We start from the raw sequence: 25,673 nt of genomic DNA, 5'->3' as shown, positions 1-25,673 counted from the left end.
CCTGTTCGCCGGGCGGAACGTCCTGGTCGCGGGCGCGGGAGTCGCGGGAACGGGCGTGGCGAGGGCGCTGCTGGCCCTGGGCGCCGAGGTCACCGTGGCCGACGGCAACGCCGAGCGGCTGGCCGCGCTCGGCCTCGACGTCCGCACCGCGCACGCGATCACCGAGCCGCCCGCGGGAACCGACCTCGTGGTCACCAGCCCCGGCTGGCGCCCGGACAGCCCGCTGCTGCGCGCGTCCGAGGTCGAGGTGATCGGCGACGTCGAGCTGGCCTGGCGGATCGGCGCGACGCTGCCCGAGCCGCCGGTCTGGCTGGCCGTCACCGGCACCAACGGCAAGACGACCACGGTCGGGATGCTGGAGTCGATCCTGCGCGCCGCCGGGCTCAACGCCGTCGCCTGCGGAAACGTGGGCCTGCCCGTGGTCGACGCGGTGCTGGCGGGCCACTCGGTGCTGGCCGTGGAGCTGTCGAGCTTCCAGCTGCACTGGCAGTCCTCCCTGCGCGCGCACGCCGCCGCCGTGCTCAACATCGCCGAGGACCACCTCGACTGGCACGGCTCGATGGACGAGTACGCCAAGGCCAAGGCGAAGATCTACGCAGGCACGCGATACGCCGTGTACAACACCGCCGACGAGTGGTCCACCCGCCTCGCCCAGGACGCCGAGACCCAGCGGGTCGGCTTCGGCCTGGACACCCCGCGGCCCGGCGGGCTCGGCGTGGTGGAGGACCTGCTCGTCGACCGCGCCTTCACCGCCGACCCCGTCAACGAGGCCGCCGAGCTGGCCACCCTCGCCGACGTGCGCCCGCCCGGTCCGCACAACGTCGCCAACGCCCTTGCCGCCGCCGCCCTGGCGCGCTCATACGGAGTGACGCCAGAGGACGTCAGGGCGGGCCTGCTCGCCTTCACGCCCGGTGCCCACCGCGCCGAGACCGTCGCCGAGGACAGCGGCCTCACCTACGTCAACGATTCCAAGGCGACCAACCCGCACGCCGCCGGGGGTTCCCTGCGCGCCTTCGAGTCCGTCGTGTGGATCGCGGGCGGACTGCTCAAGGGCGCGACCGTCGACGACTTGGCCAGGGAAGTGGCGGGCAGGCTGCGCGGGGTGGTGGTCATGGGCGCCGACGGCGAGGTCATCGCCACGTCCGTGGCGCGACACGCGCCGGATGTCCCCATCGCGCGGGTGTCGGGGGGAGACGATGAACCCATGATCGCAGCGGTCCGCGCGGCACGCGCCCTGGCACGCCCGGGTGACGTCGTCCTGCTCGCCCCCGCCGCGGCCTCCCTCGACATGTTCCGCGACTACGCCCACCGCGGCGAGGCGTTCGTCGAAGCCGTCCAGCGGCTCATCGGGGAGGACCACGGCGGCACCGGGGTCCGGTGATGGCCGTCGAGGCGGCGCCCCGGCCGCGGCGCGCCATCCGCGCCACCGGGAAGCTCGCCGCGTTCCGCACCGCCCTGACCGCGTGGCTGGGCAGGCCGCTGGCGTCCTTCCACCTCGTCCTCGCCGTGTTCGGCCTGCTGACGGTCCTCGGGCTCGTCATGGTGCTGTCCGCCTCGTCGGTGGTGTCCTATGACACCGGTGACGGCCTCTACACGGTGTTCATCAAGCAGCTGATCTACGTGATCATCGGCTCGGTCCTGTTCTGGCTGGGCGTGCGCCTGCCGCTGGCCAAGATCCGGGCGTGGAGCCCGCCCGCGCTGATGGGCAGCATCGTGCTGCTGGTCCTGGTCATCACCCCGCTGGGCGCGAACATCAACGGCACCAGCAGCTGGTTCGTCGTCGGGCCGGTGTCGTTCCAGCCGGTCGAGGTGGCCAAGGTCGCGCTGGCGCTGTGGGGCGCGCACGTGCTCGTGATCAAGAAGGCGGTGCTGCACCGCTACCGGCACCTGCTGGTCCCGGTCCTGCCCGTCGCGCTGCTGATGTTCGCGCTGATCATGCTGCAGCCCGACCTCGGCGGCACGGTCACCCTCGGCGTCATCCTGGTCGCCCTGCTCTGGTTCGCGGGCGCGCCGATGCGCCTGTTCGGCGCGCTGGTCGCGGGCGGGCTGGCCGGGGTCGCCCTGCTGGCCGTCGGCACCGGGTACCGGCTGGAGCGGGTCCTGGGCTTCTTCTCCCCTGAGGCGGACACGAGCGGGAAGAACTACCAGGCGGTGCAGGCGTTGCTCGCCCTCGCCGACGGCGGTGCGTTCGGCCAGGGCCTCGGCCAGGGCTCGTCCAAGTGGAGCTTCCTGCCCAACGTCCACAACGACTTCATCTTCGCGCTGATCGGCGACGAGCTGGGCCTGCTGGGGTGCTCGCTCGTCCTCGGCCTGTTCGCCATGCTGGCCGTGGTCGGGCTGCGGATAGCGACGCGCAACATCGACCCGTGGATCAGGATGGTCGCGGGCACGCTGACGGTGTGGCTGGTCGCGCAGGCGTCCATCAACGTCGGCTACGTCGTCGGCCTGCTCCCGGTCACCGGCATCACCCTGCCGATGATCTCCTCCGGCGGGACGTCGGTGGTCGTGACCATGTTCGTCTTCGGCGTCCTCGCCAACTGCGCGCGGAATGAGCCCGAGGCCGTCTCGGCGCTACGCTCGCAGGGGCCGGGCCGGTTCGGCCGGGTCATGCGCCTGCGGGCCCCCGACCCGTACCAGCCGCCGAAGAAGCGCAGGCCGGTGCGGCCCACCGCCCGCCCGCGCGGCGCGGACCGGCCCACCGGGCTCACCCCCAAGAGGGTGCCCCAGGCCCGGCAGAAGGGAAGCCGCGCGACCCCGCGCGCCACTAAAGGAGGACGTCGTTGAGCTCTGGTAGTCAGGCCGCCCGCACGGGACCCTGCGTCGTCGTCGCGGGAGGTGGCACGGCCGGGCATATCGAGCCTGCCCTCGCCCTGGCCGACGCGGTGCTCAGGCTGCGCCCGGACGCCCGGGTCGTGGCCCTGGGCACCGAGCGCGGTCTGGAGAAGACCATCGTCCCCGCCCGCGGCTACCAGCTGGAGATGATCCCGCCGGTCCCGATGCCGCGTAAGCCCAACATCGACCTGCTCAAGCTGCCGCTGCGGGTCCGCTCGGCCATCAAGCAGACCCGCGAGGTGCTCGACCGCGTCGGCGCCGATGTGCTGGTCGGCTTCGGCGGCTACGTCGCCCTGCCCGCCTACCTGGCCGCGCGCGGGCGAATGCCGATCATCGTGCACGACTCCAACGCCCGGGTCGGCCTGGCCAACAAGGTCGGCGCCCGCTTCGCCGACCGGGTCGCCGTCGCGGTGCCGGACTCGGGGCTGCCGGGCGCGGAGGTCGTCGGCATCCCGCTGCGCGAGTCGATCATCAAGCTGGACCGGGTCGCGCTGCGCGCGCAGGCCCGCGAGTTCTTCGGCCTGCACCCCACCGCGCCGACCCTGCTCGTCTTCGGCGGCTCCCAGGGGGCGCGCTCCATCAACACCGCGGTGTCCGGGGCCGCGCGCGCCCTGGCCGACGCCGGTATCGGCGTCCTGCACGCCCACGGCCCCAAGAACACCCTGGCAGTGCAGGAAGTCCCCCATGCGCCCCGGTACGCGTCGGTGCCGTACCTGGAGCGCATGGACCTCGCCTACGCCGCCGCGGACGCCGTGCTGTGCCGCTGCGGCGCGATGACGGTCGCCGAGGTCTCCGCCGTCGGCCTGCCCGCGGTCTACGTCCCGCTGCCGCACGGCAACGGCGAGCAGGCCCTCAACGCGGGCCCGGCCGTCACCGCGGGCGCCGCGCAGCTCATCGCCGACGCCGACCTGACCCCGGAGCGGGTCGCCGAGCTGGTCATCCCGATGCTGCGCGACCCGGCCCGCCTCTCGGCGATGAGCACGGCCGCGCAGGGCAGCGGGCACCGCGAGGCCGCCGACGTGCTGGCCCGCATGGTGCTCGACGCGGTCGACAAGGCGCGGTCGTGAGCCTGGAGAGGGCCCACCTGATGGGCATCGGCGGGGCGGGGATGAGCGGCATCGCGCGCATCCTGCTCGCCCGCGGCATGGCCGTGTCCGGGTCCGACGCGAAGGAGGCGCGGGCGTTCCTGCCGCTGCGCGCGCAGGGGGCGAAGATCGCCGTCGGCCAGGCCGCGGCGAACCTGGACCTGCTCGACGGCGGGCCGACCGCGGTGGTCGTGTCCACCGCGATCAAGGAGTCCAATCCGGAACTCGCTGAGGCGCGCAGGCGCGGACTGCCCATCCTGCACCGCGCGGAGGCCCTCGCCGAGCTGATGGTCGGCCAGCGCGCGGCCTGCATCGCGGGCACCCACGGCAAGACCTCCACCACGTCGATGCTGACGGTGGCGTTGCAGCACTGCAGGCTCGACCCGTCCTTCGCCATCGGCGGGGACCTCAACGAGTCCGGCTCCAACGCCCACCACGGCAGCGGCGGGGTGTTCGTCGCCGAGGCCGACGAGTCCGACGGCTCGTTCCTGGTGTTCAGCCCGTCGGTGGCGGTGGTGACCAATGTGGAGGCCGACCACCTCGACCACCACGGCACCGTCGAGGCCTACGTCGCGGTGTTCGACGCGTTCGTCGAGCGCATCGAGCCCGGCGGGGTGCTGATCGCCTGCGCCGACGACCCCGGTTCGGCGGCGCTGGCCGAGCGCGCTTCCGCCCTCGGCGTCCGCGTCCGCCGCTACGGCCGCGCGGCCACCGGCGAGCAGGACGCGGTGCTGCTGGACTACCAGCCGCGCGACGGCGGCGGGCAGGCGCGGGTGCGGATCGGCGCCGACGAGTTCGACATGGGTGTGTCCGTGCCCGGCGAGCACATGGCGGGCAACGCCCTGGCCGCGCTGCTGGCGGGGGAGGAGCTGGGCGCGCCCAGGGAGTGCCTGGCCGAGGGCATCGGGTCCTTCGGCGGGGTGCGCAGGCGCTTCGAGTACAAGGGCCGGGTCGACGGGGTGCGGGTCTACGACGACTACGCCCACCACCCGACCGAGGTCGACGCCCAGCTGCGCGCTGTGCGGCCCGCGGCAGGGCCCGGCCGCATCGTGGTGGTCTTCCAGCCGCACATGTACTCGCGGACGAAGGCGTTCTCCGCGGAGTTCGCCACCGCGCTGGCGTTGGCCGACGAGGTCGTGGTGCTCGACGTCTTCGGGGCTCGCGAGGAGCCCATGCCGGGGGTGTCCGGGGCGCTGATCGCCGACGCGGTCCCGCTGCCGCGCGAGCGGGTGCACTACGAGCCGGCGTTCGACAAGGTGATCGTGAAGGTCGCCGACCTCGTCCGCGACGGCGACCTGGTGCTCACCATGGGGGCGGGCGATGTGACCTCGCTCGGACCGGAACTGCTCGCGGAACTGGACCGACGCGCCGGTGAGTAGGGCGGTGGCGGCCCGATCACGACGACGGGCGATCAGGCGCAGGTACCTGATGCGCCGTCTGACCGTGGTCGGGGCGCTGCTGGTCACCACGGCGGTGGTCTACGTGGTGCTGTTCACGCCGGTGCTGGGTGTGCGGCAGATCGAGGTGGTCGGCGTGCGGGAGATGCCCGCCGACGAGGTGCGGGCCGCCGCGGCGGTGGCGGCGGGGACCCCCCTGGTGCGGCTGGACACCGACGAGGTCGCCGAGCGGGTGGCGCAGCTGCCGCGGGTGGCCGGGGTGGACGTGCAGCGGTCGCTGCCGGGCACGCTGGAAATCCTGATCACGGAGCGGACACCGGTGGCGGTGATCGTCGCCGAGGACGGTTTCCACCTCGTGGACGTCGAAGGCGTGGACTACTCGGTGAAGAAGAAGCGCCCGCCCGCGCTGCCGACGCTGAAGGCGGCGGAGCCCGCGGCGGTGAAGGCCGCGGTGACCGTGCTGGGCTCGGTGCCGGACAAGCTGCGGCCCAAGGTGACGCTGGTGGACGCGCAGAGCCCGCACAACGTGCGCCTCACGCTGGCCGACGGGCGCCTCGTCAAGTGGGGCGGGGTGGAGGACTCCCATCGCAAGTCCGCCGTCCTCGGCCCGCTGCTCACCCAGCCCGGCAAGGTCTACGACGTCGCTGCCCCGGAGTTCCCGACGATCGGCTGAGCGGGAACTCGGGTGCGGGGTGCCGGTTCCGTGGGCGAGACTGCGCGCCATGACGACCGCTGACACCCGCACCGACCCGCCCTACACCGGGACCGAGCCCGACCAGGCCATCGGTTTCCTGGACTACCTGCGCGAGACCGTCGTCATGAAGGCGGCCGGGCTGTCCGAGGACGAGACCCACAAGGCGGTGCTGCCCTCGCCGCTGATGACCGTCGCGGGGCTGCTCTCCCACTTGCGCTGGGTCGAGGCGTATTGGTTCCGCACCGTGCTCTGCGGCGAACCCGATCGCGCGCCCTACAGCACGGAAAACCCGGACGGTGAGTTCGAGGCCGCCGCGGACCTGCCGACCGAGCAGTTGATCGCCGAGTACCGCGCCGAATGCGCCAACAGCCGGGCCGTCACGACCCGGATGCCATTCGACGACACCGTGCCATTTCGGGACCGCGGGCAGGTCAGCGTGCGGTGGGTGGTGCTCCATATGATCGAGGAGACCGCGCGGCACGCGGGCCACCTCGATATCATTCGCGAGTTGCTCGACGGCGCCACCGGTGAATAACCACCGGGCGTGTTCACACCGAGTGACACACATCCGGATGCCCCTACGGCGTGGCGGCTGGATCGTGCGTCATTCGGTGCCTACCTTCCTCACAGTAGGTCCGGGGTTGACACAGCTCTGACTCTCTGGTTGAGGTCGAGGGTTTCGCCGGGCGGCACCGCAGGTCCAGCGAACAGGAAGGCGGCTCGATGACGCCCCCGCACAACTACCTCGCCGTGATAAAGGTCGTCGGCATCGGTGGCGGCGGCGTGAACGCCGTCAACCGAATGATCGAGGTCGGTCTCAAGGGCGTCGAGTTCATCGCCGTGAACACCGACGCGCAGGCGCTGCTGATGTCCGACGCCGACGTCAAGCTCGACATCGGCCGCGAGCTGACCCGCGGCCTGGGCGCGGGCGCCAACCCCGACGTGGGAACCAGGGCGGCCGAAGATCACCGCGAGGAGATCGAAGAGGTCATCAAGGGCGCCGACATGGTGTTCGTCACCGCTGGTGAAGGCGGTGGCACCGGCACCGGCGGAGCGCCCGTGGTGGCCTCGATCGCCCGCAAGCTGGGCGCGCTCACCATCGGCGTGGTCACCCGGCCGTTCTCCTTCGAGGGCAAGCGCAGGGCCAAGCAGGCCGAGGACGGCATCAACGCGCTGCGCAACGAGTGCGACACGCTCATCGTGATCCCCAACGACCGGCTGCTCCAGCTCGGCGACGTGGGCGTCTCGCTCATGGACGCCTTCCGCTCCGCCGACGAGGTGCTGCTCTCCGGTGTCCAGGGCATCACCGACCTGATCACCACCCCCGGCCTGATCAACCTGGACTTCGCCGACGTCAAGTCGGTCATGTCCGGCGCGGGGTCGGCCCTCATGGGAATAGGGTCCGCGCGCGGGGAGGGCCGCGCAGTGCAGGCCGCGCAGAAGGCGATCAACTCGCCGCTGCTGGAAGCCAGCATGGACGGCGCGCACGGCGTGCTGCTGGCCATCGCGGGCGGCTCCGACCTCGGCCTGTTCGAGATCAACGAGTCCGCCTCGCTGGTGCAGGAGGCCGCGCACCCCGAGGCCAACATCATCTTCGGCACGGTCATCGATGACTCCCTCGGCGACGAGGTGCGGGTCACCGTGATCGCCGCCGGGTTCGACGCGGGCGCGCCGACCCACAAGAAGCTCGAGCCGACGGCGCTGACCTCGGCCAAGCCGAGCCAGGCCACCGCGACCGCGACGGCGGGCCAGGTGCAGGAGCCCGTCGAAGCCGCGCCGCCGCCCCCGCAGCCGATCCCCGCCGACCCGCCGCCCCCGCCGACCTACGCGGGCGGCTACCAGAGCACGGCGTACCCGTCGCGCCCGGCGCCGTCGCAGGCCGCCCAGCCGGTGGCGCGGCCGACCTCGCAGGGCAGCCTGCCCCACCACGCGTTCCCGGTCGGCGACGACCCCGACGACGAGGTCGACGTCCCGCCCTTCATGCGCCGGTAGGGTTCCCGCGTGCGGATACGTCGCGTGGTGACCACGCGTGAAGGCGGGGTCTCCAAGGCCCCCTACGACTCGTTCAACCTCGGCGACCACGTCGGCGACGACCCGGGGGCCGTGACGGCCAACCGGGCGCGGCTGGCGGCGGAGCTGGGCCTGCCCGACGAGCGCGTCGTCTGGATGGAGCAGGTGCACGGCCGGACGGCGACCGTGGTCGACGGGCCGAGGAAAGAGCCGGTCGAGGTGACCGACGCCCTGGTGACCGCCGAACCCGGCCTGGCCGTGGTCGCGCTCGTCGCCGACTGCGTTCCCGTCCTCCTGGCCGACGCGGAGGCGGGCGTGGTCGCCGCCGTGCACGCGGGCCGCGTCGGCGCGCGGATCGGGGTGATCCCGGCGGCCCTGGGCGCCATGGCGTCGCTGGGGGCCGACGCGGCGCGGGTCGAGGCGCTGCTGGGCCCGTCGGTGTGCGGCGAGTGCTACGAGGTCCCGGCCGCCATGCGCGAGGACATGGAGTCCCGGCTGCCCGGCAGCGGGTGCCAGACGCGCTCCGGCACGCCCGGGGTCGACCTGCGCGCGGGCCTGTGGCGCCAGCTCGCCGACGCGGGTGTCGGACGCATCGGCGTGGACCCACGGTGCACCCTTGAGGACCGATCCCTGTTCAGTCACCGCAGGGAAGGGACCACTGGGCGATTGGCTGCCCTCATCTGGATCGAGGGCTCGTGAACCCCGAGGGACGGGCCGCCGAGATCGCGGCCAACCTCGCCGACGTGCGCGCCAGGGTCGACGCCGCCTGTGCCGCGGCGGGCCGCGACCCCGCCGGGGTGCGGCTGCTCGCGGTCACCAAGACCTTCCCGGCCCAGGACGCCGCCACCCTCTCCGACCTGGGGGTACTCGACCTGGCGGAGAACCGCGACCAGGAGGCGGCGCTGAAGACCGACGAGGTCCGCGCGCTGCGGCCACACGCGCCGGTCCGCTGGCACATGGTCGGGCGGATGCAGCGCAACAAGGTCCGCTCGGTGGTCCGCTGGGCCGACGAGGTCCAGTCCGTGGACTCCCCGCGCCTCGCCGACGCCCTGGCCACGGCCGTCGCCGCCGCCCGGGAGGCGGGGGAGCGGGAGGCGCCGCTGGACGTCCTGCTCCAGGCGAGCGTCGACGGCGACCCCGCGCGCGGCGGGTGTCCGCTGGGGGAGATTGAGAACCTGGCTCACGGGGTAATTCGTTCGAGTGAGCTTCGACTCCGCGGAATCATGGCGGTCGCACCGCTCGGGATGGAACCCCGGGCGGCCTTCGATCGTCTTGCAAGTGTGGCCGGAGAGCTGCGAGCCGTGTTCCCCACGGCCAGCGAGCTTTCCTGCGGCATGAGTAACGATCTCGAGGAAGCGATCGACTATGGGTCGACCTGTGTGCGTGTCGGAACAGCCCTGCTCGGGGGCCGAGGATTAGCCTCCGGATGAGCAAGTTCCGGTTGCCAGAACCCCGGGGAGTGGTTGAGTCGGGCTGGGACGGGGTAGATCGACGCAGGTCGCGAACGTCGAACCACGTCCGGGGAGTCGCGGAGGAACGCCATGAGCACACTGCAGAAGCTGAAGGCTTACTTCGGCATGGTGCCTGCCGACGAGTTCGACGACTACGAGGCGGAGGACTACGACCGGCGTGGTGGCTACCGGCGACCGGAGTACCTGGACGAGGACTTCGACGACTACCCGCCCGGCCGTCGCCGGTGGTTCGGCGGCCAGCGTGACTATGCCGACGATGACTTCGAGCCCGCGGACCGCCCCCCGGCGCGGCCCGCGTGGACTCCCGCGGCCGAGCCCGCCACCCACGGCGCCTTGGCCGTCGACGCCCGACGCGAGCCCGCTGTCCGGCTGCGCCCGGTCGAGCTGCCCGTGACCGGCGCCTACCCGCTCGGTCGGGTCATCACACTGCACCCGACCAGCTACAACGAGGCCCGCACGATCGGCGAGCACTACCGCGACGGCCGCCCGGTGATCATGAACCTCACCGAGATGGACGACGCGGACGCCAAGCGGCTGGTCGATTTCGCCGCCGGTCTGGCCTTCGCGCTGCGGGGCTCGATCGACAAGGTCACCAACAAGGTGTTCTTGATCTCACCACCCAATATCGACCCCACCGCCGAGGACAAGAGGCGCCTTGCCGAGGGTGGGTTCGACCGGCGTGGCTGAGAGATGGCAGAGTTGAGCTGTGAACCTGGTGCTGCTCATCGCCTACTGGCTGCTGTTCGCCTTCTGGCTGGTCCTCACCGCGAGGGTTGTCGTCGAACTCGTGCGCACGTTCGCTCGCGAGTGGCGGCCCGCCGGTGGAGTTGCGGTGACGCTGGAGACCATCTACACAGTGACGGACCCTCCCGTTCGGTTGCTTCGTCGGATCATCCCGACGGTCCGAATCGGAGGCGTGGGCCTGGACCTATCGATTATGGTGCTGCTGTTGGTCGTATTCATCCTGATGCGGCTGGCCTATCCCGGGTGACGGGGAACCTGGGTCATCGCAGCCCTGGAGTGCGTGAGGTGATCAGATGTCGTTGACCCCCGCTGACGTGCACAACGTGGCGTTCAGCAAGCCTCCCATTGGCAAGCGGGGCTACAACGAGGACGAGGTGGACGCTTTCCTCGACTTGGTCGAGGTGGAGCTCTCCCGCCTGATCGAGGAGAACAACGACCTGCGCGCGCAGGTCGAGCAGCTCGACGCGCAGCTGGAGTCCACCCGCGCCGACCTCGACGAAGCCCGCTCCGGCGCCGCTCCTGTCCGTGAGGAGCCGCGGCGGCTGCAGCCGGTGCCCCCGCCGAGCCCGATGGAGCAGACCAGCCCCGGCGGTGGCGACCACCACGTGCAGGCGGCCAAGGTCCTCGGTCTTGCCCAGGAGATGGCCGACCGGCTGACCGGCGAGGCCAAGGCCGAGGCCGACGGGATGCTCGCGGAGGCCCGGACCAAGTCCGAGCAGCTGCTCTCCGAGGCGCGCACCAAGGCCGACACGATGGTCAACGAGGCCCGCACGCGGGCCGAGACCATGCTCAACGACGCCCGCACGCGGGCGGAGACGCTGGAGCGGCAGTCGCGCGAGAAGGCGACCACGCTGGAGCGCGACGCGCAGCGCCAGCACGCGGAGATCATCGGCGCGGTGCAGCTGGAGCGCACCACGCTGGAGAAGAAGATCGACGAGCTGCGCACGTTCGAGCGGGAGTACCGCACCCGCCTGAAGACCTTCCTGGAGTCCAGCCTGCGCGAGCTCGGCGACCGCGGCTCCGCGGCCCCGTCCACCGAGGGCGGGCGCGCGGGCGGTCAGCAGACCGGATACTCGTTCGGCCCGCGGGCCGAAGCGGGCTGATCCTTCTCACCGGTCGACCCGGGCCGCCGTGATGGCAGCCCGGGTCACCGCTGAGGCGCAACCGTGCTGTACATCGTCCTGATCCTGGTTCTGGCCGCGCTGGGCCTGCTGGTCGCCGCGCTGTCCACGGCCAGCACGCTGTGGGCCTGGCTGTCGATCGTGGTCAGCCTGGCGGGCGCGACCATCCTGTTCCTGGACTGGCTGGGCAACCGTCGCGTCTCCGCGTCCCCGGAGGAGTCGTCGCAGGAGGAGTCGTCCCAGGAAGAGTGGCGGGCGGAGTCGGAGCCCGCCGACGACCCCTGGGCCGAGGAGCCTGTCGAGGCCGTCGAACCGGTCGCCGCCGTCGCCGAGGATGTTCCGGACACATCGGACGTACCCGATGATGAGCCCGGCGAGGAGTCGACCGACGCCGCGGACCTGCTGGTCGTCGCCGCGCTGACCGTCGAGGTGCGGGTGGTCGATGAGCGCCCGCGCTACCACCTGGCTGCGTGTGCCTGGCTGGCAGGCCGCCCCACGCTGGGTGTGCCCGTCGCCGAGGCCCGTCAGCTGGGCTTCACCCCGTGCGCCCGCTGCACCCCCGATGCCTCCCTGGCCACCCGCCACCGGGACGCGAAACGCCAGAGGACGTAGCCGTGGACTTCCAGGACGTGGTGCGCCGCCGCCGGATGGTGCGCAAGTTCACCGGGGAGCCGGTCTCCGAGGAGAGCCTGGGCCGGGTCCTGCGCAACGCGAGCCGCGGCCCGTCCGCCGGGTTCTCCCAGGGGCAGGCGTTCCTGGTCCTGCGCGAGGCCGAGCTGGCGGAGTTCTGGGAGCACGGCGGCGGCCAGTACACCATCGACTCGGTGCGCACCGCGCCGGTGGTGGTCATCCCGTTCGCGGTCAAGGACGACTACCTGGACCGCTACGCCCGCCCCGACAAGGGCTTCGACCGCGACGAGTCCCTGTGGCCGGTGCCGTTCTGGTACATCGACACGGGGATGGCGGTCCTGCTCATCCTGCAGACGGCGGTCGACGAGGGCCTGGGCGCGGTGTACTTCGGTGTGGGGCACGACACGGCCGAACGCCTGCGCGCCGACTTCGGCGTCCCGGCCGGGCACGAGCCCATCGGCGCCATCGCCCTGGGCCACGGCGACGAGCCGGAGATCGCGGCCGACGCCTCACCCCGCCGGGTGCCCCGCCGACCGTCGTCCGACGTCGTCCACTTCGGGCGCTGGTGACCCCGACCCGACGCTGAGAGTGAAACCCGGTGCCCGCCAACGGGAGCACCGGTTAGGTTGGCCCAATGGGGGCGGAGACGATCCCGAAGCCGCGTCTCGGGCGGGACTTCGGAAAGCTGTGGACGGCGGCCGCGGCGACCAACGTCGGCGACGGGATCGCGCTCGCGGCCGGTCCGCTGCTGATCGCCTCGCTCACCGGCGACCCCCGGCTCGTGGCCGGGGCCGTGTTCGCCCAGCAACTGCCGTGGCTGCTGTTCGCGCTGCTCAGCGGGGCGTGGGTGGACCGGCTGGACCGGCGCAGGCTGATCGCGGTGGTGGACGTCGCGCGGGCGCTGGTGGTGGGGGCGCTCGCGGTGGCGGTGTGGGCGGACGTGGCGACGGTGTGGGTGGTGTACCTGGCGTTCTTCCTGGTCGGCACGGGGGAGACGGTGGCCGACACCGCCTCGGGCGCGCTGCTGCCCGCGATCGTCAGCCCCGAGGCGCTGCCGAGGGCCAACGCGCGCCTGACCGCGGTGCTCTACGTCGGCAACCAGTTCGTGGCCCCGCCGATCGGGGCGGCGTTGTTCGTGGCGGCCGCGGCGCTGCCGTTCGGGGTGAACGCGGTGGCCTTCCTCGTCGCCGCCGTGGTGATGCTCACGATCCGGCACCGGCCGGAGCCGGTGGAGCGGGAGCCAAGGAAGGCCATCGGGCAGGAGATCAAGGCGGGCGTGCGGTGGCTGTGGGGGCACAGCCTCCTGCGCACCCTGGCCGTCTGCCTCGGTGTGATGAACCTCCTGCTGATGGCCGCCTTCGCGATCTACGTCCTCTACGCCAAGGAGCGCCTCGGCCTCGGGGAGCTCGGGTTCGGGGTGCTGATCACCGCGGGAGCGGTCGGCGGACTCATCGGGACCGGGCTGGTCACGCCGCTGCGGGCCCGCTTCGGCGACCACACCCTGCTGCGGGTCGGGCTGATCGTGGAGACGCTGACGCACGTGGGGCTGGCGCTGGCGACCAGCGTGTGGGTGGCGGGCGCGGTCACCGTCGCCTTCGGCGTCCACGGCGCGATCTGGGGCGTGGTGGCGACCTCGATCCGGCAGCGGGTGGTGCCCGACGAGCTGCGGGGGCGGGTCGGGAGCGTGTATTACCTGCTCGTGGTGGGTGGGGCGGCCATCGGGGCGCCGATCAGCGGGGTGCTGGCGGTCTGGCTCGGGGTGACCGGGCCGTTCTGGGTGGCCGGTGGCGCGATGGCCGTGTTGACGATCTTGGTGTGGCGGAGGTTCAGCGCCGACGCCTTTCGTGTCCAATAGGCCCTCAGTCGTTCACGCGCCAGGGACAGGGGTGGGCACATGCCGGTCGACGGATACTGCGAGCGCACGGGGCCGGAGTTCTGGTCGGAGCCGGTCAACGCGCTGACCAACCTGGCGTTCCTGATCGCCGCGGTCCTGGCCTACCGGTACGTGGCCACCCGGCGCCCCATCCCGCCGACCCTGGTCGCCCTGGTGGTCATCCTCGTCGCCATCGGCGTGGGCAGCTTCACCTTCCACACGGTGGCCACCGACTGGGCCGCGTCGCTGGACACCACGGCGATCCTGCTGTTCATGCTCGCCTACGTCGTCGCGTTCACCCGGCACTTCATGGGCGCGCCGTGGAAGTGGGCGTGGGTCGGCGTGCCCGTCTTCGTCGGCCTGTCCATCGGGGTGAACTCCATGGTCGCCTTCGGCGGGTACGTGCCCGCGCTGCTCGGGCTGTTCATCCTCGCGGGCATCACCGCGTTCCGGCGCATGTACGCCTACACCCGCTGGTACGTGGCCATCGGCGGCCTGTTCGCCCTCTCGCTGGCCCTGCGCACCATCGACGAGCCGATCTGCGAGAGCGTCCCGCTCGGCACCCACTTCCTCTGGCACGTGATCACCGCCGCGGTGCTCTACCTGCTGATCCGGGTGGCCGCCGACCGGGCCGCCAACCAGGTTGCGGGCATTGGCTACCCTGGGGACACACGGCGCTGATCCGGCCATCACCGGGGAGCCTCCGGAAGAACGGGCGCGAGCCCCAGTAGACCCGGACGGGACGGCCCGTCACAGCCGACCAGCGAGAGGTCGCCGGACTTCCGGCGGCAAGCGGGGTGGTACCGCGGCCCACGGGTCGTCCCCGTGTGGGTCCGACCGATCCGTACGAGGAGCACCACGAGATGTACCCCCGCGCCCACCACGGCGAGACCGCAGAGGTCCCGGCCCAGCCCGCCTTCCCCCAGTTGGAAGCCACCGTGCTCGACTACTGGGCCGCCGACCGCACCTTCCAGGCCACTGTGGACGCCCGCCCGGCCGGTGCCGACGGCGACAACGAGTTCGTCTTCTACGACGGCCCGCCCTTCGCCAACGGCCTGCCGCACTACGGCCACCTGCTGACCGGCTACGTCAAGGACGTCGTCCCCCGCTACCAGACCATGCGCGGGCGCCACGTCGAGCGCCGCTTCGGCTGGGATACCCACGGCCTACCCGCCGAGGTGGAGGCCGAGCGGCAGCTGGGCTTCAGCGCCAAGAGCGAGATCGAGGACTTCGGGGTCGAGAAGTTCAACGAGCACTGCCGCGCCTCGGTGCTGCAGTACACCGGCGCGTGGCGCGACTACGTGACCCGCCAGGCCCGCTGGGTGGACTTCGACAACGACTACAAGACCCTCGACCTGGACTACATGGAATCCATCATGTGGGCCTTCAAGTCCCTGCACGACAAGGGCTTGATCTACGAGGGCTTCCGCGTGCTCTGGTACTGCTGGCGCTGCGAGACGCCGCTGTCCAACACCGAGACGAAGATGGACGACACCTACCGCCAGCGCCAGGACCCGGCGGTGACGGTCAGCCTGCGCCTGGACGCCCCGGGCACGGAGCTGGACGGCGTGCACGCCCTGGTGTGGACGACGACCCCGTGGACGCTGCCGTCCAACCTCGCCGCCGCCGTGCACCCCGAGGTGGACTACGTCGTCGTGGAGGCGTTCGACCACCCCGACCGCAAGTACCTGCTCGCCGAGGCCCGCGTGCCCGCCTACGCCCGCGAGCTGGGCGACGAGCCGACCGTGGTGGGCCGGTACACGGGCGCGGACCTGCTGGGCACCCGCTACCGCCCGCCGTTCGACTTCTTCACCGGCCGGGAGAACGCCCACCAGGTGCTCGCCGCGGACTACGTCACCACCGAGGACGGCACCGGTGTCGTGCACATCGCGCCCGCCTTCGGTGAGGAGGACAAGGTCGTCACCGACGGCGCGGGCATCGAGGTGGTCAACCCGGTCGACGCGCACGGGCGCTTCACCGCCGAGGTCGCGCCGTACGAGGGCCTGCAGGTGTTCGAGGCGAACAAGCCGATCATCCGCGACCTCAAGGACGCGGGCCTGCTGCTGCGCCACGAGACCTACGACCACCCGTACCCGCACTGCTGGCGCTGTGGCAGCGCGCTCATCCAGCGCGCGGTGTCGTCGTGGTTCGTCGCGGTGAGCACGTTCGCCCCGCGCATGGTGGAGCTGAACAAGCAGATCAACTGGGTGCCCGGGCACATCAGGGACGGCCAGTTCGGCAAGTGGCTGGAGAACGCCAGGGACTGGAACATCTCCCGCACCCGGTTCTGGGGCTCGCCGATCCCGGTGTGGGTCTCCGACGACCCCGCGTACCCGCGCATGGACGTCTACGGCTCGCTCGACGAGCTGGAGCGCGACTTCGGCGCGCGCCCGACCGACCTGCACCGGCCCCACATCGACGAGCTGACCCGGCCCAACCCGGACGACCCGACCGGCAGGTCGACCATGCGCAGGGTGCCGGAGGTGCTGGACTGCTGGTTCGAGTCCGGCGGGATGTCCTTCGCCCAGGTGCACTACCCGTTCGAGAACCGCGAGTGGTTCGAGAACCACTACCCCGGCGACTTCATCGTCGAGTACAACGCCCAGACGCGCGGCTGGTTCTACACGATGCACGTGCTGGCCACGGCGCTGTTCGACCGGCCCGCGTTCGTCAACTGCATGGCCCACGGCATCGTGCTGGGCGACGACGGGCAGAAGATGTCCAAGTCGCTGCGCAACTACCCCGACGTCAACGAGGTGTTCGACCGCGACGGCTCCGACGCCATGCGGTGGTTCCTGATGTCCTCGGCGATCCTGCGCGGCGGCGACGTGGTCGTCACCGAGCGGGGCATCCGGGAGGCGGTGCGCCAGGCGGTGCTGCCGCTGTGGAACTCGTACTACTTCCTGGCGCTGTACGCCAACGCCGAGGGGCGCACCGGCGCCTGGCGCACGAACTCCCCGCACGTGCTCGACCGCTACGCGCTGGCCAAGACGCGGCAGCTGGTGGAGTCGGTCACCGCGGCGATGGACACCTACGACATCTCCGGCGCGTGCCAGACGGTGCGCGAGTTCCTGGAGGTGCTGACCAACTGGTACGTCCGCCGCTCGCGCGACCGCTTCTGGGAGGGCGATGTCAACGCGATCGACACGCTGCACACCGTGCTGGAGACGGTGTGCAGGCTGACGGCGCCGCTGCTGCCGCTGACCACCGAGGTGGTGTGGCGGGGGCTGACCGGCGAGCGCTCGGTGCACCTGGCGGACTGGCCGTCGGCCGAGACGCTGCCCGGCGATGACGCGCTGGTCGCGGGCATGGACCGGGTGCGGCAGGTGTGCTCGTCGGCGCTGGCGCTGCGCAAGGCGAACAAGCTGCGGGTGCGGCTGCCGCTGGCCTCGCTGCTGGTCGCGGCCGAGGACGTGGCCGTGCTGGCCCCGTTCACCGACCTGATCCGCGACGAGGTCAACGTCAAGACGGTCGCGCTGACCACCGACGTCGCCGCGCACGGGCGCTTCGAGCTGGTGGTCAACGCCAGGGCGTGCGGGCCGCGTCTGGGCAAGGACGTGCAGGCGGTCATCAAGGCGGTCAAGGCCGGGCAGTGGTCCACCGACGAGGCCGGCGCGGTGGTCGCCGCGGGCATCGCGCTGCGCGAGGGCGAGTACGAGCGGCGCCTGGTCGCGGTCGACCCCGGCGCCACCGCCGAGCTGCCCGGCGGCTTGGTCGTGCTGGACACCGCGGTCACCGCCGAGCTGTCCGCCGAGGGCGTGGCGCGCGACCTGGTGCGGGTGGTGCAGCAGGCCCGGCGGGACGCGGGGCTCGCGGTGTCCGACCGGATCGCGCTGACCGTCGACGCGCCCGCCGAGGTCGCGTCCGCGGCCCAGGCGCACCAGGAGTTCGTGGCGGGGGAGACCCTGGCGGGCGCGGTGTCCTACGGCCCGGTCGAGGGCGGCTCGACGGGCACGGTGGGCGACGGCGTCGAGGTGCGGGTGTCGGTCCGGCGTTCGTAAGGGTTCTGTTCGGCGTTCGTAAGAGTTCTGTGTGGAGGGGCGGTTCCCGGGTTTCGGGGGCCGCTCCTCTGGCATCGTGGAGGGGCACAGGCAAACTGGGGGGTTCCGCACGTGTCGTCTCATGGCAAACGCTGGATCATGTCCATTGGCGCGCTGATGGTGGTGGCGATCGTCGCCGTGGCGTACTTCGTCCTCCTGCCCGCCGACCCACCGCCCCAACGGATGGCGGCGTCGGTCGAGCCGCCCGCGCCGACCGCCCAGCAGGTCGGGGAACGGTACGTGGCCGCGTGGGCGCGCGCCGACCACGCGGGTGCCGCCGCGTTGACCACCGATCGCGCCGCCGCCCAGCGGGTGCTCGCGGACGCCCGGACGGCGCTGGCGCCCGCGGAGTTCTCCGTGGCGCTGAGCGGGCCGGTGGTCGAGTCCGGGGAGACCGCGGGTGCCAGGGCGGAGGTGACGTGGACGCTGGCCGCCGCGCGGACGTGGACGTACGCGGTCGAGGTGGCGCTGGCGCGCGCCGACGGGCAGTGGAAGGTGCTCTGGAACCCGACCCTGGTGCACCCGAAGATGGCCGCGGGCTCAAGGCTGTCGCTGCGCGGTGGCCCGGACGTCGGCGTGGTGGACCGCGACGGCAGGCCGCTGGTGCGCCGAGGCGCCGCCGACCCGGCGGCCGGGCCGATCCTGGGGCCCGGCATGGCCCGGATCGCCCAGTCGCGGACCGAGGGCGCCAAGGCGGTCGTCCTGGTCGACGGATCGGGCGCGGAGAAAGCGGAGCTGCTCGCGGCCCCCGGCGGCGCGCAGGAGCCATACAAGTCCACAGTGGACATCGAGGCGCAGGCGGCGGCGCAGAAGGCCGTCAACGGCGTGAGCGCGCCCGCGTACCTCGTCGCGATCGACGCGGCCAGTGGCGGAATCCTCGCCGTGGCGCAGAATGCGACCGCCGAGGGCACGCACGCGCTCAACGGCCTCTACCCGCCGGGATCGACGTTCAAGGTCGTCACCGCGGAGGCGGTCCTCTCCGCGGGCGCGGCGAACCCGGGCACCGTGCTCCCGTGCCCCGGGGAGGCGACCATCGGCACCCGCACTATCCGCAACGACGGCTTCGCGCTGGGCGAGGTGGCGCTGGGGACGGCGTTCGCGCGGTCCTGCAACACGACCTTCGCGGCGCTGGCCGCCGACCTGCCCGGTGACTCCTTACCCGCTGCCGCGGCCCGCTTCGGGTTCGCCGCCGACTTCACCATCCCGGGCATCACCACCCAGACCGGCGGGGTCGAGCCCGCGGGCGGCACGCCGGAGCAGGTGGAGAACTCCATCGGCCAGGGCACGGTGCGGGCCAGCCCGTTCGGCCTCGCCCTGATGGCGGCCACCGTCGCCCGCGGCGGCGCGGTGGTCCCGTCGCTCTACAGCGATGTGGGGACCGAGGTGACCCGCGGCTACCGGGGCCCGTCCGCAGGCTCGGTCTCCGCCCTGCGCGCCATGATGCGCGCCGTGGTCACCTCGGGGACGGCCACGTCGTTGGGCAGGCACGGCGCGGTCGCGGGCAAGACGGGCACGGCCCAGTACGGCGACGGCACCGGCTCCCACGGGTGGTTCGCGGGCTACCGCGGCGACCTGGCCTTCGCGGTGCTCGTGGAGGGCGCCGGGGAGTCGGGCCCGGCGGTGGCGACGGTGGGCCGGTTCCTGGGCGGGTTATAGGCCCCGAGTCATAGGCCCCGAGTCATAGGCCCCGGGTCATAGGTCTCGGGTCACAGGTCTCGGGTCACAGGCCCCGGGTCACAAAACCGTCGACAGGCCCGTCCACGCCGCCGCGGCGGCCAGGAGTGCCGTTCCCGCCAGGGCGACCGTCGGCTTGCGCAGCGGGTGGGCCAGGGCGTGCCTGCCGATCCTGGCCTGGTGCGTCACGCCGCACTCCACCGTGCCCGCGATGAGCAGCGCGGCCAGCGGCACCGCCAGCACCACCGCCGACCCGCCCGGGCCGCCGGGCAGGGTCGCCAGCACGATCAGCCCCAGCACACCGACCGCCAGCGGACGCAGCCGGTGCGAGAACAGGGCCCCCGCCGCCGCGACGATCCCCGCCGCCGCGGACACCGGGTCCAGCAGCAGCCACTCCGCCACCGCGGGTGTCCACGCCGGGCGCAGGTCCGCCGACGTCCACCCGATCCCCACGCCCAGCCCGAACAGGCAGCCCAGCATCAGCGACAGCCGCCGACGCCTGCGCCGCCACACCAGCCACGCCGCCGTCGGGGCCAGCACCAGCGCCACCGGCGCGGTCAGCACCGCGACGACCAGGAACGCCGTCGCCCACAGGTCCGGGGCCAGGGTCCGGTGCCGCCGCGGCGTCCACAACAGGACCAGGCCCGCGATCGCCCACGCCGCCGCCAGGTTCTCCGGGCGCACGCCCAGCTGCGCGGTGACCGCCAGCGGCGAGAACGCGGCCAGGGCGACGGCCGCCCCGGCGCTCCACCGGGACAGCCCCACCCGCCTGGCCAGCCACCAGATCCCCACCCCGACGGCCACCGCGGCCAGCACCAGCGGCTCGCGCACGGCCGCCAGCCCGGTCTCGTGCCTGCCGAAGGCGCCCGTCACCGCCGTGTACACGCCCAGCTGCAGCCAGGCCAGCGTCGACGCCGCGCCGCCGGGAGCGGGCGCGGTGCTGAGGCGGTCGAGGGAGTGCACGCCCAGGACGTGGAGGGCCTCGTCCGCCTGGGTGGGGTCGTCGAGGGCGGCGACGCGGACCGCGGCCGTCGCCGCGACCAGGACGAGCAGGCCGCCGCGGGCGATCACCGTGGCGTGCGCGGCGAGGGGGTGGGGGGACATCGGGCGGACGATGGGGCTGGCGCTCCAGCGTTCTGTGGTCATAGGAGGCCCCGGAGGGGATCTCCTCCTTCCGGGCTGCGGATTGCCCATGCTAAACCGCCATTCGGTCCCTTGCGTACTACAACTTTCTGTGCTCGCCGATACGGCCGGCTGGGTGATCGATCACGCCGGACCTTGGGCTGAACGGGGCAGTGCCATGCTGCTCGGCGTGCGGTTCGGGGTGCGGGTCAAGCCGGGCGCGCGGCGGAGCGCCGTCGGCGGGCGGTGGGGCGCCGACGCGCTCGTCGTGGCGGTCGCGGCGCCCGCCGTGGAGGGCAAGGCCAACGAGGCGGTGCGGGAGGCGCTGGCCGAGGCGTTCGGCGTGCGCAGGCGGGACGTGGTGATCGTCACCGGGGAACGCGGCCGGGACAAGGTCGTCGAGATCGACGCCGACCTCACCCCGGTGCTCGCCCGCCTGCTCGACTCCTGAGCTGCTCGACTCCTGGGCTGCTTGACTGCCGTGCCGCGTGACTTCGGGGCTGCCCAGTCCACTTCGTTCTGTTTCCGAGGATGCGAGAATGTCCTCCCGGCGGGCATGGAGGTGTGGTGAGCGAGCTGACCGCGGCCCTGGGCGTGGGCGCGGCCGTGGTGCTGCTGGCGGCCTTGGCCGTGCGCGTGTCCGTCCGATTGGGACTGCCGTCGCTGCTGCTGTACCTGGGGATCGGCGTGATCCTCGGCGAGTCGGGACTCGGCATCGAGTTCTCCGACGCCGGGCTGACCCAGGCGCTCGGGCTGGCCGCGCTGGTGCTCATCCTGGTCGAGGGCGGGCTCACCACCCGCTGGAGCGACATCAAACCCGCCGTCGGGGCCGGGCTGACGCTGTCCACTGTGGGCGTGCTCATCAGCATCGGCGTCGCCGGGACCGTCCTGCACTACCTGCTGGGCCTCGACTGGCGCACGGCGCTGCTCTGGGGCGCCGTGCTCGCCTCCACCGACGCCGCCGCCGTGTTCAGCGTGCTGCGGACCCTGCCGATCACCCGCAGGCTCGCCGGGTCGCTCGAACTGGAGAGCGGCACCAACGACGCCCCGTGCTACATCGCCGTCGTGCTGCTGGCGGGCACCGCGCCGATCGGCTGGGACGCCGCCGTGAAGCTCGGCTACGAGCTGGTCGTCGGCGGCGTCATCGGCGGCGCGCTCGCCTGGTTCGGCGCGCTGGCGCTGCGCAAGGCCGCGCTGCCCGCCACCGGCCTGTACCCGCTGGCCACCGTCGCGGTGTGCGTGCTCGCCTTCGCGGGCGGGCAGGCCGCGCACGCCTCCGGGCTGCTCGCGGCGTACCTCTGCGGGCTGGTGCTGGGCAACTCCCGGCTGCCGCACCGCGCGGACACCCTGTCCTTCGCCGAGGGCCTGGGCTGGCTGGCCCAGATCGGGCTGTTCGTGCTGCTCGGCCTGTTCGCCAGCCCGGGCAGGCTGCTCGACGCCCTGGTGCCCGCCCTCGTCGCGGGCGCGGTGGTGACGTTCCTCGCCCGGCCGCTGTCGGTGGTGCTGTCGGTGTCCTGGTTCGGGATGCCGTGGCGGGAACAGGTCTTCCTGTCCTGGGCCGGGCTGCGCGGCGCGGTGCCGGTCGTGCTGGCCGTCATCCCGCTCTCGCAGAACAGACCCGGCTCCGAACTGCTGGTCGACGCCGTGTTCGTCCTCGTCGTCGTGCTGACCCTGTTGCAGGGCAGCACGCTGCGCCCGCTGGCCCGGCTGCTCCGCCTGGACTCCGGCGCCCAGACCCACGAGGTGCAGGTCGACGTGGCCTCCCTCGACGAACTCGACGCGAGCCTGCTGCAGGTCGTCATCCCGCCGGGCTCCAAACTGCACGGCGTCTACGTCGCGGAGCTGCGCCTGCCGCCCGGGGCCACGGTGAGCCTGGTGGCCCGCGCGGGCGGGGCGTTCACCCCCAGCCCGACGACGCGCCTGCAGGAGGACGACCACGTCCTGGTGGTGGCCACCGAGACCGTGCGCGACGCCACCGAGGCCAGGCTGCGCGCGGTCGACCGGGCGGGCCGCTACGCCCGCTGGCGCGGGGAGACCGGGCGGGCCTGAGCTTTTTGGGACAAGGACGGTGATCGCGTCCTTGTTACCTTCGGTAGCAGGTCATGCCGGAACCCGGAGGTACGCCATGGTGACCGCGCACGCCGCCCGAACCGCAGAACCCTGGCCGCCCACAGTGGTCGGCGCCTACCAGACCGTTCCCCTGGTCGACGGCCGCACGGTCACCTACGCCAACCTCGACCACGCCGCCAGCGCGCCCTGCCTGACCACGGTGCGCGCGGCCGTCGACGACCTGCTGCCCTACTACGCCGGGGTGCACCGGGGTGCGGGCTACCCGTCCCGGATCTCCACCCGGGTCTACGAGCAGGCGCGCGAGGACGTTCGCCGGTTCGTCAACCACGACGGCGCCGTGGTGTTCACCCGCAACACCACCGACAGCCTCAACCTGCTGGCCCGCAGCCTGCCCCCGGACACCTCCGTCGTGCTGTTCGACACCGAGCACCACGCCGCGCTGCTGCCCTGGCGCGGCCCGCGCGTCCACCACCTGCGCACCCCCGACGACGCGGCGGAGACCGTCGCGGTGCTCTCGGCGGCGCTGGCCGCGCTGCCCACCGGGCCGCGGCTGGTGGTGCTGACCGGGGCGTCCAACGTCACCGGCGAGGTGTGGCCGGTGGCCGCGCTCACCGAGGCCGCCCACGCCCACGGCGCCCGGGTCGTCCTCGACGCCGCCCAGCTCGCCCCGCACCGGCCGGTGGACGCCGCGGCCCTCGGCGTGGACTACGTCGCGCTCTCCGGCCACAAGCTCTACGCGCCCTTCGGCGTCGGCGCGCTGGTCGGCCCCGCCGACTGGCTGCAGGCCGCCGAGCCCTACCTCATCGGCGGCGGCGCCACCCGCGAGGTCGCCGAGGGGATGGCGGTGACCTGGTCGGACGTCCCGCACCGGCACGAGGCGGGCTCGCCCAACGTCGTCGGGGCGCATGCGCTGGGCGTGGCCTGCCAGACCCTGGCGGACTCCTGGGACGCGGTGACCGGGCACGAGGAGGCGCAGCTGACCCGGCTGCGCGCCGGGCTGGCCAGGGTGCCGGACCTGGCCGAGCTGGCGCTGTTCGGGCCGGGCCACGACCGGGTGGGCGTCGTGAGCTTCACCATCGCGGGCCTCGACGCCGGGCTGACCGCCGCGGTGCTCTCGGCCGAGCACGGCATCGGCGTGCGCGACGGCGCGTTCTGCGCGCACATCGCCGTCCGCCGGATGGCGGGGCGGGCGGGCGGCGGCGGCCAGGCGGTGCGGGCCAGCGTCGGGCTGGGCACCGCGCCCGAGCACGTCGACCGGCTCGTCCGGGCCCTGCGGCTGCTGGCCGCGCGCGGGCCGCGGGTGGAGTACGCCGTGGTCGACGGGCGCTGGAGCCCGGTGCCCGACCCGCGCCCGCTGCCCCCGTTCCTGGTGCGCTGACGGGCGCGGTGCCCTCGGGGTGGACAATGGGCCGGTGAGCAGCGAGCACCCCATCGAGACCAACCCGCCGGAACCGGCCGCCGAGCCCGTCCTCCCCTGGCGCGGGCTGTGGCTGATCGCCGCGGCGGCGGTGGTGTACGCCCTCGACGTGATCACCAAGGTCATCGCCGTGGCGACGCTGGAGGGCGAGGCCCCGGTGCGCTTGCTCGGCGGCGCCGTCTACTTCCAGCTGGTGCGCAACCCGGGCGCGGCGTTCTCCATGGCATCGGGGATGACGTGGCTGTTCACGCTGGTCGCCGCCGGGGTCGTGGTGGCGATCATCTGGATCTTGCCCAAGCTGCGGTCGGTGGGCTGGGCCGTCGGCCTCGGCCTGGTGCTGGCGGGCGCGCTGGGCAACCTGACCGACCGGGTCTTCCGCGCCCCCTCGGTGTTCCAGGGCCACGTGGTGGACTTCGTCTCGGTGTTCGCGCCCAACGGCGACTTCTTCCCCGTGTTCAACGTCGCCGATTCCGGCATCACCATCGGCGGCATTCTGATCGTCCTGCTCACCCTGCGCGGACGCGACTACGACGGCAAGGTGGCAAAGAAGTGAGGGACGCGCGCACCCTGCCGGTGCCCGACGGACTGGACGGTATGCGGGTCGACGCCGGGGTGGCGAAGCTGCTCGGCCTGTCCCGGACCGTGGTCGCCACGCTGACCGACGCGGGCGACGTGCTGGTCGACGGCCGCCCGGCGGGCAAGTCCGACCGGCTCATGGCGGGCAGCTGGCTGGAGATCACCCTGCCGGAGCCCGACCGGCCGGTCGAGGTGCGGGCCGTCCTGGTCGAGGGCATGGCGCTGCTGCACGAGGACGACGACATCGCCGTGGTGGACAAGCCCGTCGGCGTGGCGGCGCACCCGAGCCCCGGGTGGACCGGCCCGACGGTGATCGGCGGGCTGGCCGGGGCGGGCGTGCGGGTCTCGACCTCGGGGGCCGCCGAGCGCCAGGGCGTCGTGCACCGGCTGGACGTGGGCACGACCGGGGTGATGGTCGTGGCCAAGAGCGAGCACGCCTACACGGTGCTCAAGCGCGCCTTCAAGGAGCGCACGGTGGAGAAGCGCTACCACGCGCTGGTGCAGGGCCACCCCGACCCGAGCGTGGGCACGATCGACGCGCCGATCGACCGTCACCCCCGCCATGACTACAAGTGGGCCGTCGTCGCGGGCGGCAAGCCCAGCGTCACCCACTACGAGACGCTGGAGGCGTTCCGCGCCGCGTCGCTGCTCGACGTCAAGCTGGAGACCGGGCGCACCCACCAGATCCGGGTGCACTTCTCCGCGCTGCGCCACCCCTGCGTCGGCGACCTGACCTACGGCGCGGACCCGGTGCTGGCCAAGCGGCTCACCCTCCCCCGCCAGTGGCTGCACGCCCGCGCCCTCGGCTTCCACCACCCCGCCGACGGGCGCTGGGTGGAGTTCACCAGCGAGTACCCCACCGACCTGGCCACCGCGCTGGAGATCCTCGCCGCGGAGTCCTGACCTGGGCCAGCGC

General features: G+C 72.9%; 24 protein-coding genes. 23 read left to right on the top strand and 1 reads right to left on the bottom strand.

The genetic code is table 11. The annotated features are described in order from the left end of the window. The first annotated feature begins 1 nt into the window (after nucleotide 1). The 18 genes from murD (at nucleotide 2) to ACTG9Q_RS30450 (ending at nucleotide 19,554) form a co-directional block, all read left to right on the top strand. Nucleotides 2–1,381: a UDP-N-acetylmuramoyl-L-alanine--D-glutamate ligase gene (gene murD / locus ACTG9Q_RS30535; protein WP_455576413.1), complete on the top strand. Its 1,380-nt coding sequence runs from the start codon at nucleotides 2–4 to the stop codon at nucleotides 1,379–1,381. Next, on the top strand, nucleotides 1,381–2,784 hold the full coding sequence (gene ftsW / locus ACTG9Q_RS30530; protein ID WP_455576398.1) for a putative lipid II flippase FtsW: 1,404 nt from the start codon (nucleotides 1,381–1,383) through the stop codon (nucleotides 2,782–2,784). Before murD ends, ftsW begins: the two co-directional genes overlap by 1 nt. Next, nucleotides 2,781–3,899, top strand: a complete 1,119-nt coding sequence (gene murG / locus ACTG9Q_RS30525; protein ID WP_455576397.1) for an undecaprenyldiphospho-muramoylpentapeptide beta-N-acetylglucosaminyltransferase — start codon at nucleotides 2,781–2,783, stop codon at nucleotides 3,897–3,899. The genes ftsW and murG overlap by 4 nt, the downstream gene beginning before the upstream one ends. 20 nt (nucleotides 3,900–3,919) lie before the next feature. Further along, complete coding sequence (murC, locus tag ACTG9Q_RS30520) at nucleotides 3,920–5,296, top strand: UDP-N-acetylmuramate--L-alanine ligase (protein ID WP_455576412.1); 1,377 nt, start codon at nucleotides 3,920–3,922, stop codon at nucleotides 5,294–5,296. Between the two features lie 49 nt (nucleotides 5,297–5,345). Beyond that, nucleotides 5,346–5,987, top strand: coding sequence for a cell division protein FtsQ/DivIB (locus ACTG9Q_RS30515; RefSeq protein WP_455576396.1), 642 nt, complete (start codon nucleotides 5,346–5,348; stop codon nucleotides 5,985–5,987). 49 nt (nucleotides 5,988–6,036) lie between these two features. Beyond that, nucleotides 6,037–6,543, top strand: coding sequence for a DinB family protein (locus ACTG9Q_RS30510; protein WP_455576395.1), 507 nt, complete (start codon nucleotides 6,037–6,039; stop codon nucleotides 6,541–6,543). A gap of 188 nt (nucleotides 6,544–6,731) precedes the next feature. Then, nucleotides 6,732–8,000 (top strand): cell division protein FtsZ, encoded by a 1,269-nt coding sequence (gene ftsZ, locus ACTG9Q_RS30505; RefSeq protein ID WP_455576394.1) that lies wholly within the window; start codon nucleotides 6,732–6,734, stop codon nucleotides 7,998–8,000. Nucleotides 8,001–8,009: 9 nt separating this feature from the next. Next, nucleotides 8,010–8,717 (top strand): peptidoglycan editing factor PgeF, encoded by a 708-nt coding sequence (pgeF, locus tag ACTG9Q_RS30500; RefSeq protein WP_455576393.1) that lies wholly within the window; start codon nucleotides 8,010–8,012, stop codon nucleotides 8,715–8,717. Beyond that, nucleotides 8,714–9,448 carry a YggS family pyridoxal phosphate-dependent enzyme gene (locus tag ACTG9Q_RS30495; RefSeq protein WP_455576392.1) on the top strand — a complete coding sequence of 245 codons (735 nt, stop codon included), beginning with the start codon at nucleotides 8,714–8,716 and terminating at the stop codon, nucleotides 9,446–9,448. The genes pgeF and ACTG9Q_RS30495 overlap by 4 nt, the downstream gene beginning before the upstream one ends. Nucleotides 9,449–9,559: 111 nt before the next feature. Further along, on the top strand, nucleotides 9,560–10,177 hold the full coding sequence (locus ACTG9Q_RS30490) for a cell division protein SepF (protein ID WP_455576391.1): 618 nt from the start codon (nucleotides 9,560–9,562) through the stop codon (nucleotides 10,175–10,177). 19 nt (nucleotides 10,178–10,196) lie between these two features. Continuing rightward, on the top strand, nucleotides 10,197–10,481 hold the full coding sequence (locus ACTG9Q_RS30485) for a YggT family protein (RefSeq protein ID WP_455576390.1): 285 nt from the start codon (nucleotides 10,197–10,199) through the stop codon (nucleotides 10,479–10,481). A gap of 46 nt (nucleotides 10,482–10,527) precedes the next feature. Then, the gene (gene wag31 / locus ACTG9Q_RS30480) at nucleotides 10,528–11,337 is read left to right on the top strand and encodes a DivIVA-like cell division protein Wag31 (RefSeq protein WP_455576389.1); all 810 of its coding nucleotides are present in this window, start codon (nucleotides 10,528–10,530) and stop codon (nucleotides 11,335–11,337) included. Between the two features lie 63 nt (nucleotides 11,338–11,400). Beyond that, complete coding sequence (locus ACTG9Q_RS30475; protein ID WP_455576388.1) at nucleotides 11,401–11,967, top strand: hypothetical protein; 567 nt, start codon at nucleotides 11,401–11,403, stop codon at nucleotides 11,965–11,967. Between the two features lie 2 nt (nucleotides 11,968–11,969). Then, entirely contained in the window at nucleotides 11,970–12,554 is a 585-nt protein-coding gene (locus ACTG9Q_RS30470) for a nitroreductase family protein (RefSeq protein ID WP_455576387.1), read from the top strand. A gap of 65 nt (nucleotides 12,555–12,619) precedes the next feature. Further along, nucleotides 12,620–13,840: an MFS transporter gene (locus ACTG9Q_RS30465; RefSeq protein ID WP_455576386.1), complete on the top strand. Its 1,221-nt coding sequence runs from the start codon at nucleotides 12,620–12,622 to the stop codon at nucleotides 13,838–13,840. A 39-nt stretch (nucleotides 13,841–13,879) separates the two neighbouring features. Further along, a complete protein-coding gene (locus ACTG9Q_RS30460) occupies nucleotides 13,880–14,539 on the top strand; it encodes a hypothetical protein (protein ID WP_455576385.1) in 660 nt (219 codons plus the stop codon). Nucleotides 14,540–14,721: 182 nt separating this feature from the next. After that, the gene (gene ileS, locus ACTG9Q_RS30455) at nucleotides 14,722–17,859 is read left to right on the top strand and encodes an isoleucine--tRNA ligase (RefSeq protein WP_455576411.1); all 3,138 of its coding nucleotides are present in this window, start codon (nucleotides 14,722–14,724) and stop codon (nucleotides 17,857–17,859) included. Nucleotides 17,860–17,970: 111 nt separating this feature from the next. After that, the gene (locus tag ACTG9Q_RS30450) at nucleotides 17,971–19,554 is read left to right on the top strand and encodes a penicillin-binding transpeptidase domain-containing protein (RefSeq protein ID WP_455576384.1); all 1,584 of its coding nucleotides are present in this window, start codon (nucleotides 17,971–17,973) and stop codon (nucleotides 19,552–19,554) included. Between the two features lie 78 nt (nucleotides 19,555–19,632). On the opposite strand, the gene ACTG9Q_RS30445 is transcribed toward ACTG9Q_RS30450, so the two are convergent. Beyond that, on the bottom strand, nucleotides 19,633–20,676 hold the full coding sequence (locus ACTG9Q_RS30445; RefSeq protein WP_455576383.1) for a hypothetical protein: 1,044 nt from the start codon (nucleotides 20,674–20,676) through the stop codon (nucleotides 19,633–19,635). A 196-nt stretch (nucleotides 20,677–20,872) separates the two neighbouring features. Here ACTG9Q_RS30445 and ACTG9Q_RS30440 point away from each other — a divergent pair, with 196 nt between their 5' ends. The 5 genes from ACTG9Q_RS30440 to ACTG9Q_RS30420 all read left to right on the top strand — a co-directional run bounded on the left by ACTG9Q_RS30440 (nucleotide 20,873) and on the right by ACTG9Q_RS30420 (nucleotide 25,660). Then, the gene (locus ACTG9Q_RS30440; protein WP_455576382.1) at nucleotides 20,873–21,145 is read left to right on the top strand and encodes a DUF167 domain-containing protein; all 273 of its coding nucleotides are present in this window, start codon (nucleotides 20,873–20,875) and stop codon (nucleotides 21,143–21,145) included. A gap of 116 nt (nucleotides 21,146–21,261) precedes the next feature. Continuing rightward, nucleotides 21,262–22,743 carry a potassium/proton antiporter gene (locus tag ACTG9Q_RS30435; protein ID WP_455576381.1) on the top strand — a complete coding sequence of 494 codons (1,482 nt, stop codon included), beginning with the start codon at nucleotides 21,262–21,264 and terminating at the stop codon, nucleotides 22,741–22,743. Nucleotides 22,744–22,819: 76 nt separating this feature from the next. Continuing rightward, a complete protein-coding gene (locus tag ACTG9Q_RS30430) occupies nucleotides 22,820–24,142 on the top strand; it encodes an aminotransferase class V-fold PLP-dependent enzyme (RefSeq protein ID WP_455576380.1) in 1,323 nt (440 codons plus the stop codon). A 34-nt stretch (nucleotides 24,143–24,176) separates the two neighbouring features. Beyond that, a complete protein-coding gene (lspA, locus tag ACTG9Q_RS30425) occupies nucleotides 24,177–24,734 on the top strand; it encodes a signal peptidase II (protein ID WP_455576379.1) in 558 nt (185 codons plus the stop codon). A 41-nt stretch (nucleotides 24,735–24,775) separates the two neighbouring features. After that, nucleotides 24,776–25,660: an RluA family pseudouridine synthase gene (locus ACTG9Q_RS30420; RefSeq protein WP_455576410.1), complete on the top strand. Its 885-nt coding sequence runs from the start codon at nucleotides 24,776–24,778 to the stop codon at nucleotides 25,658–25,660. Nucleotides 25,661–25,673 lie beyond the last annotated feature (13 nt).

This window comes from Actinokineospora lacus (assembly GCF_053813445.1).
Note: the sequence above shows the minus strand (reverse complement) of the source record. Positions and strands in the feature narration are given on the sequence as shown.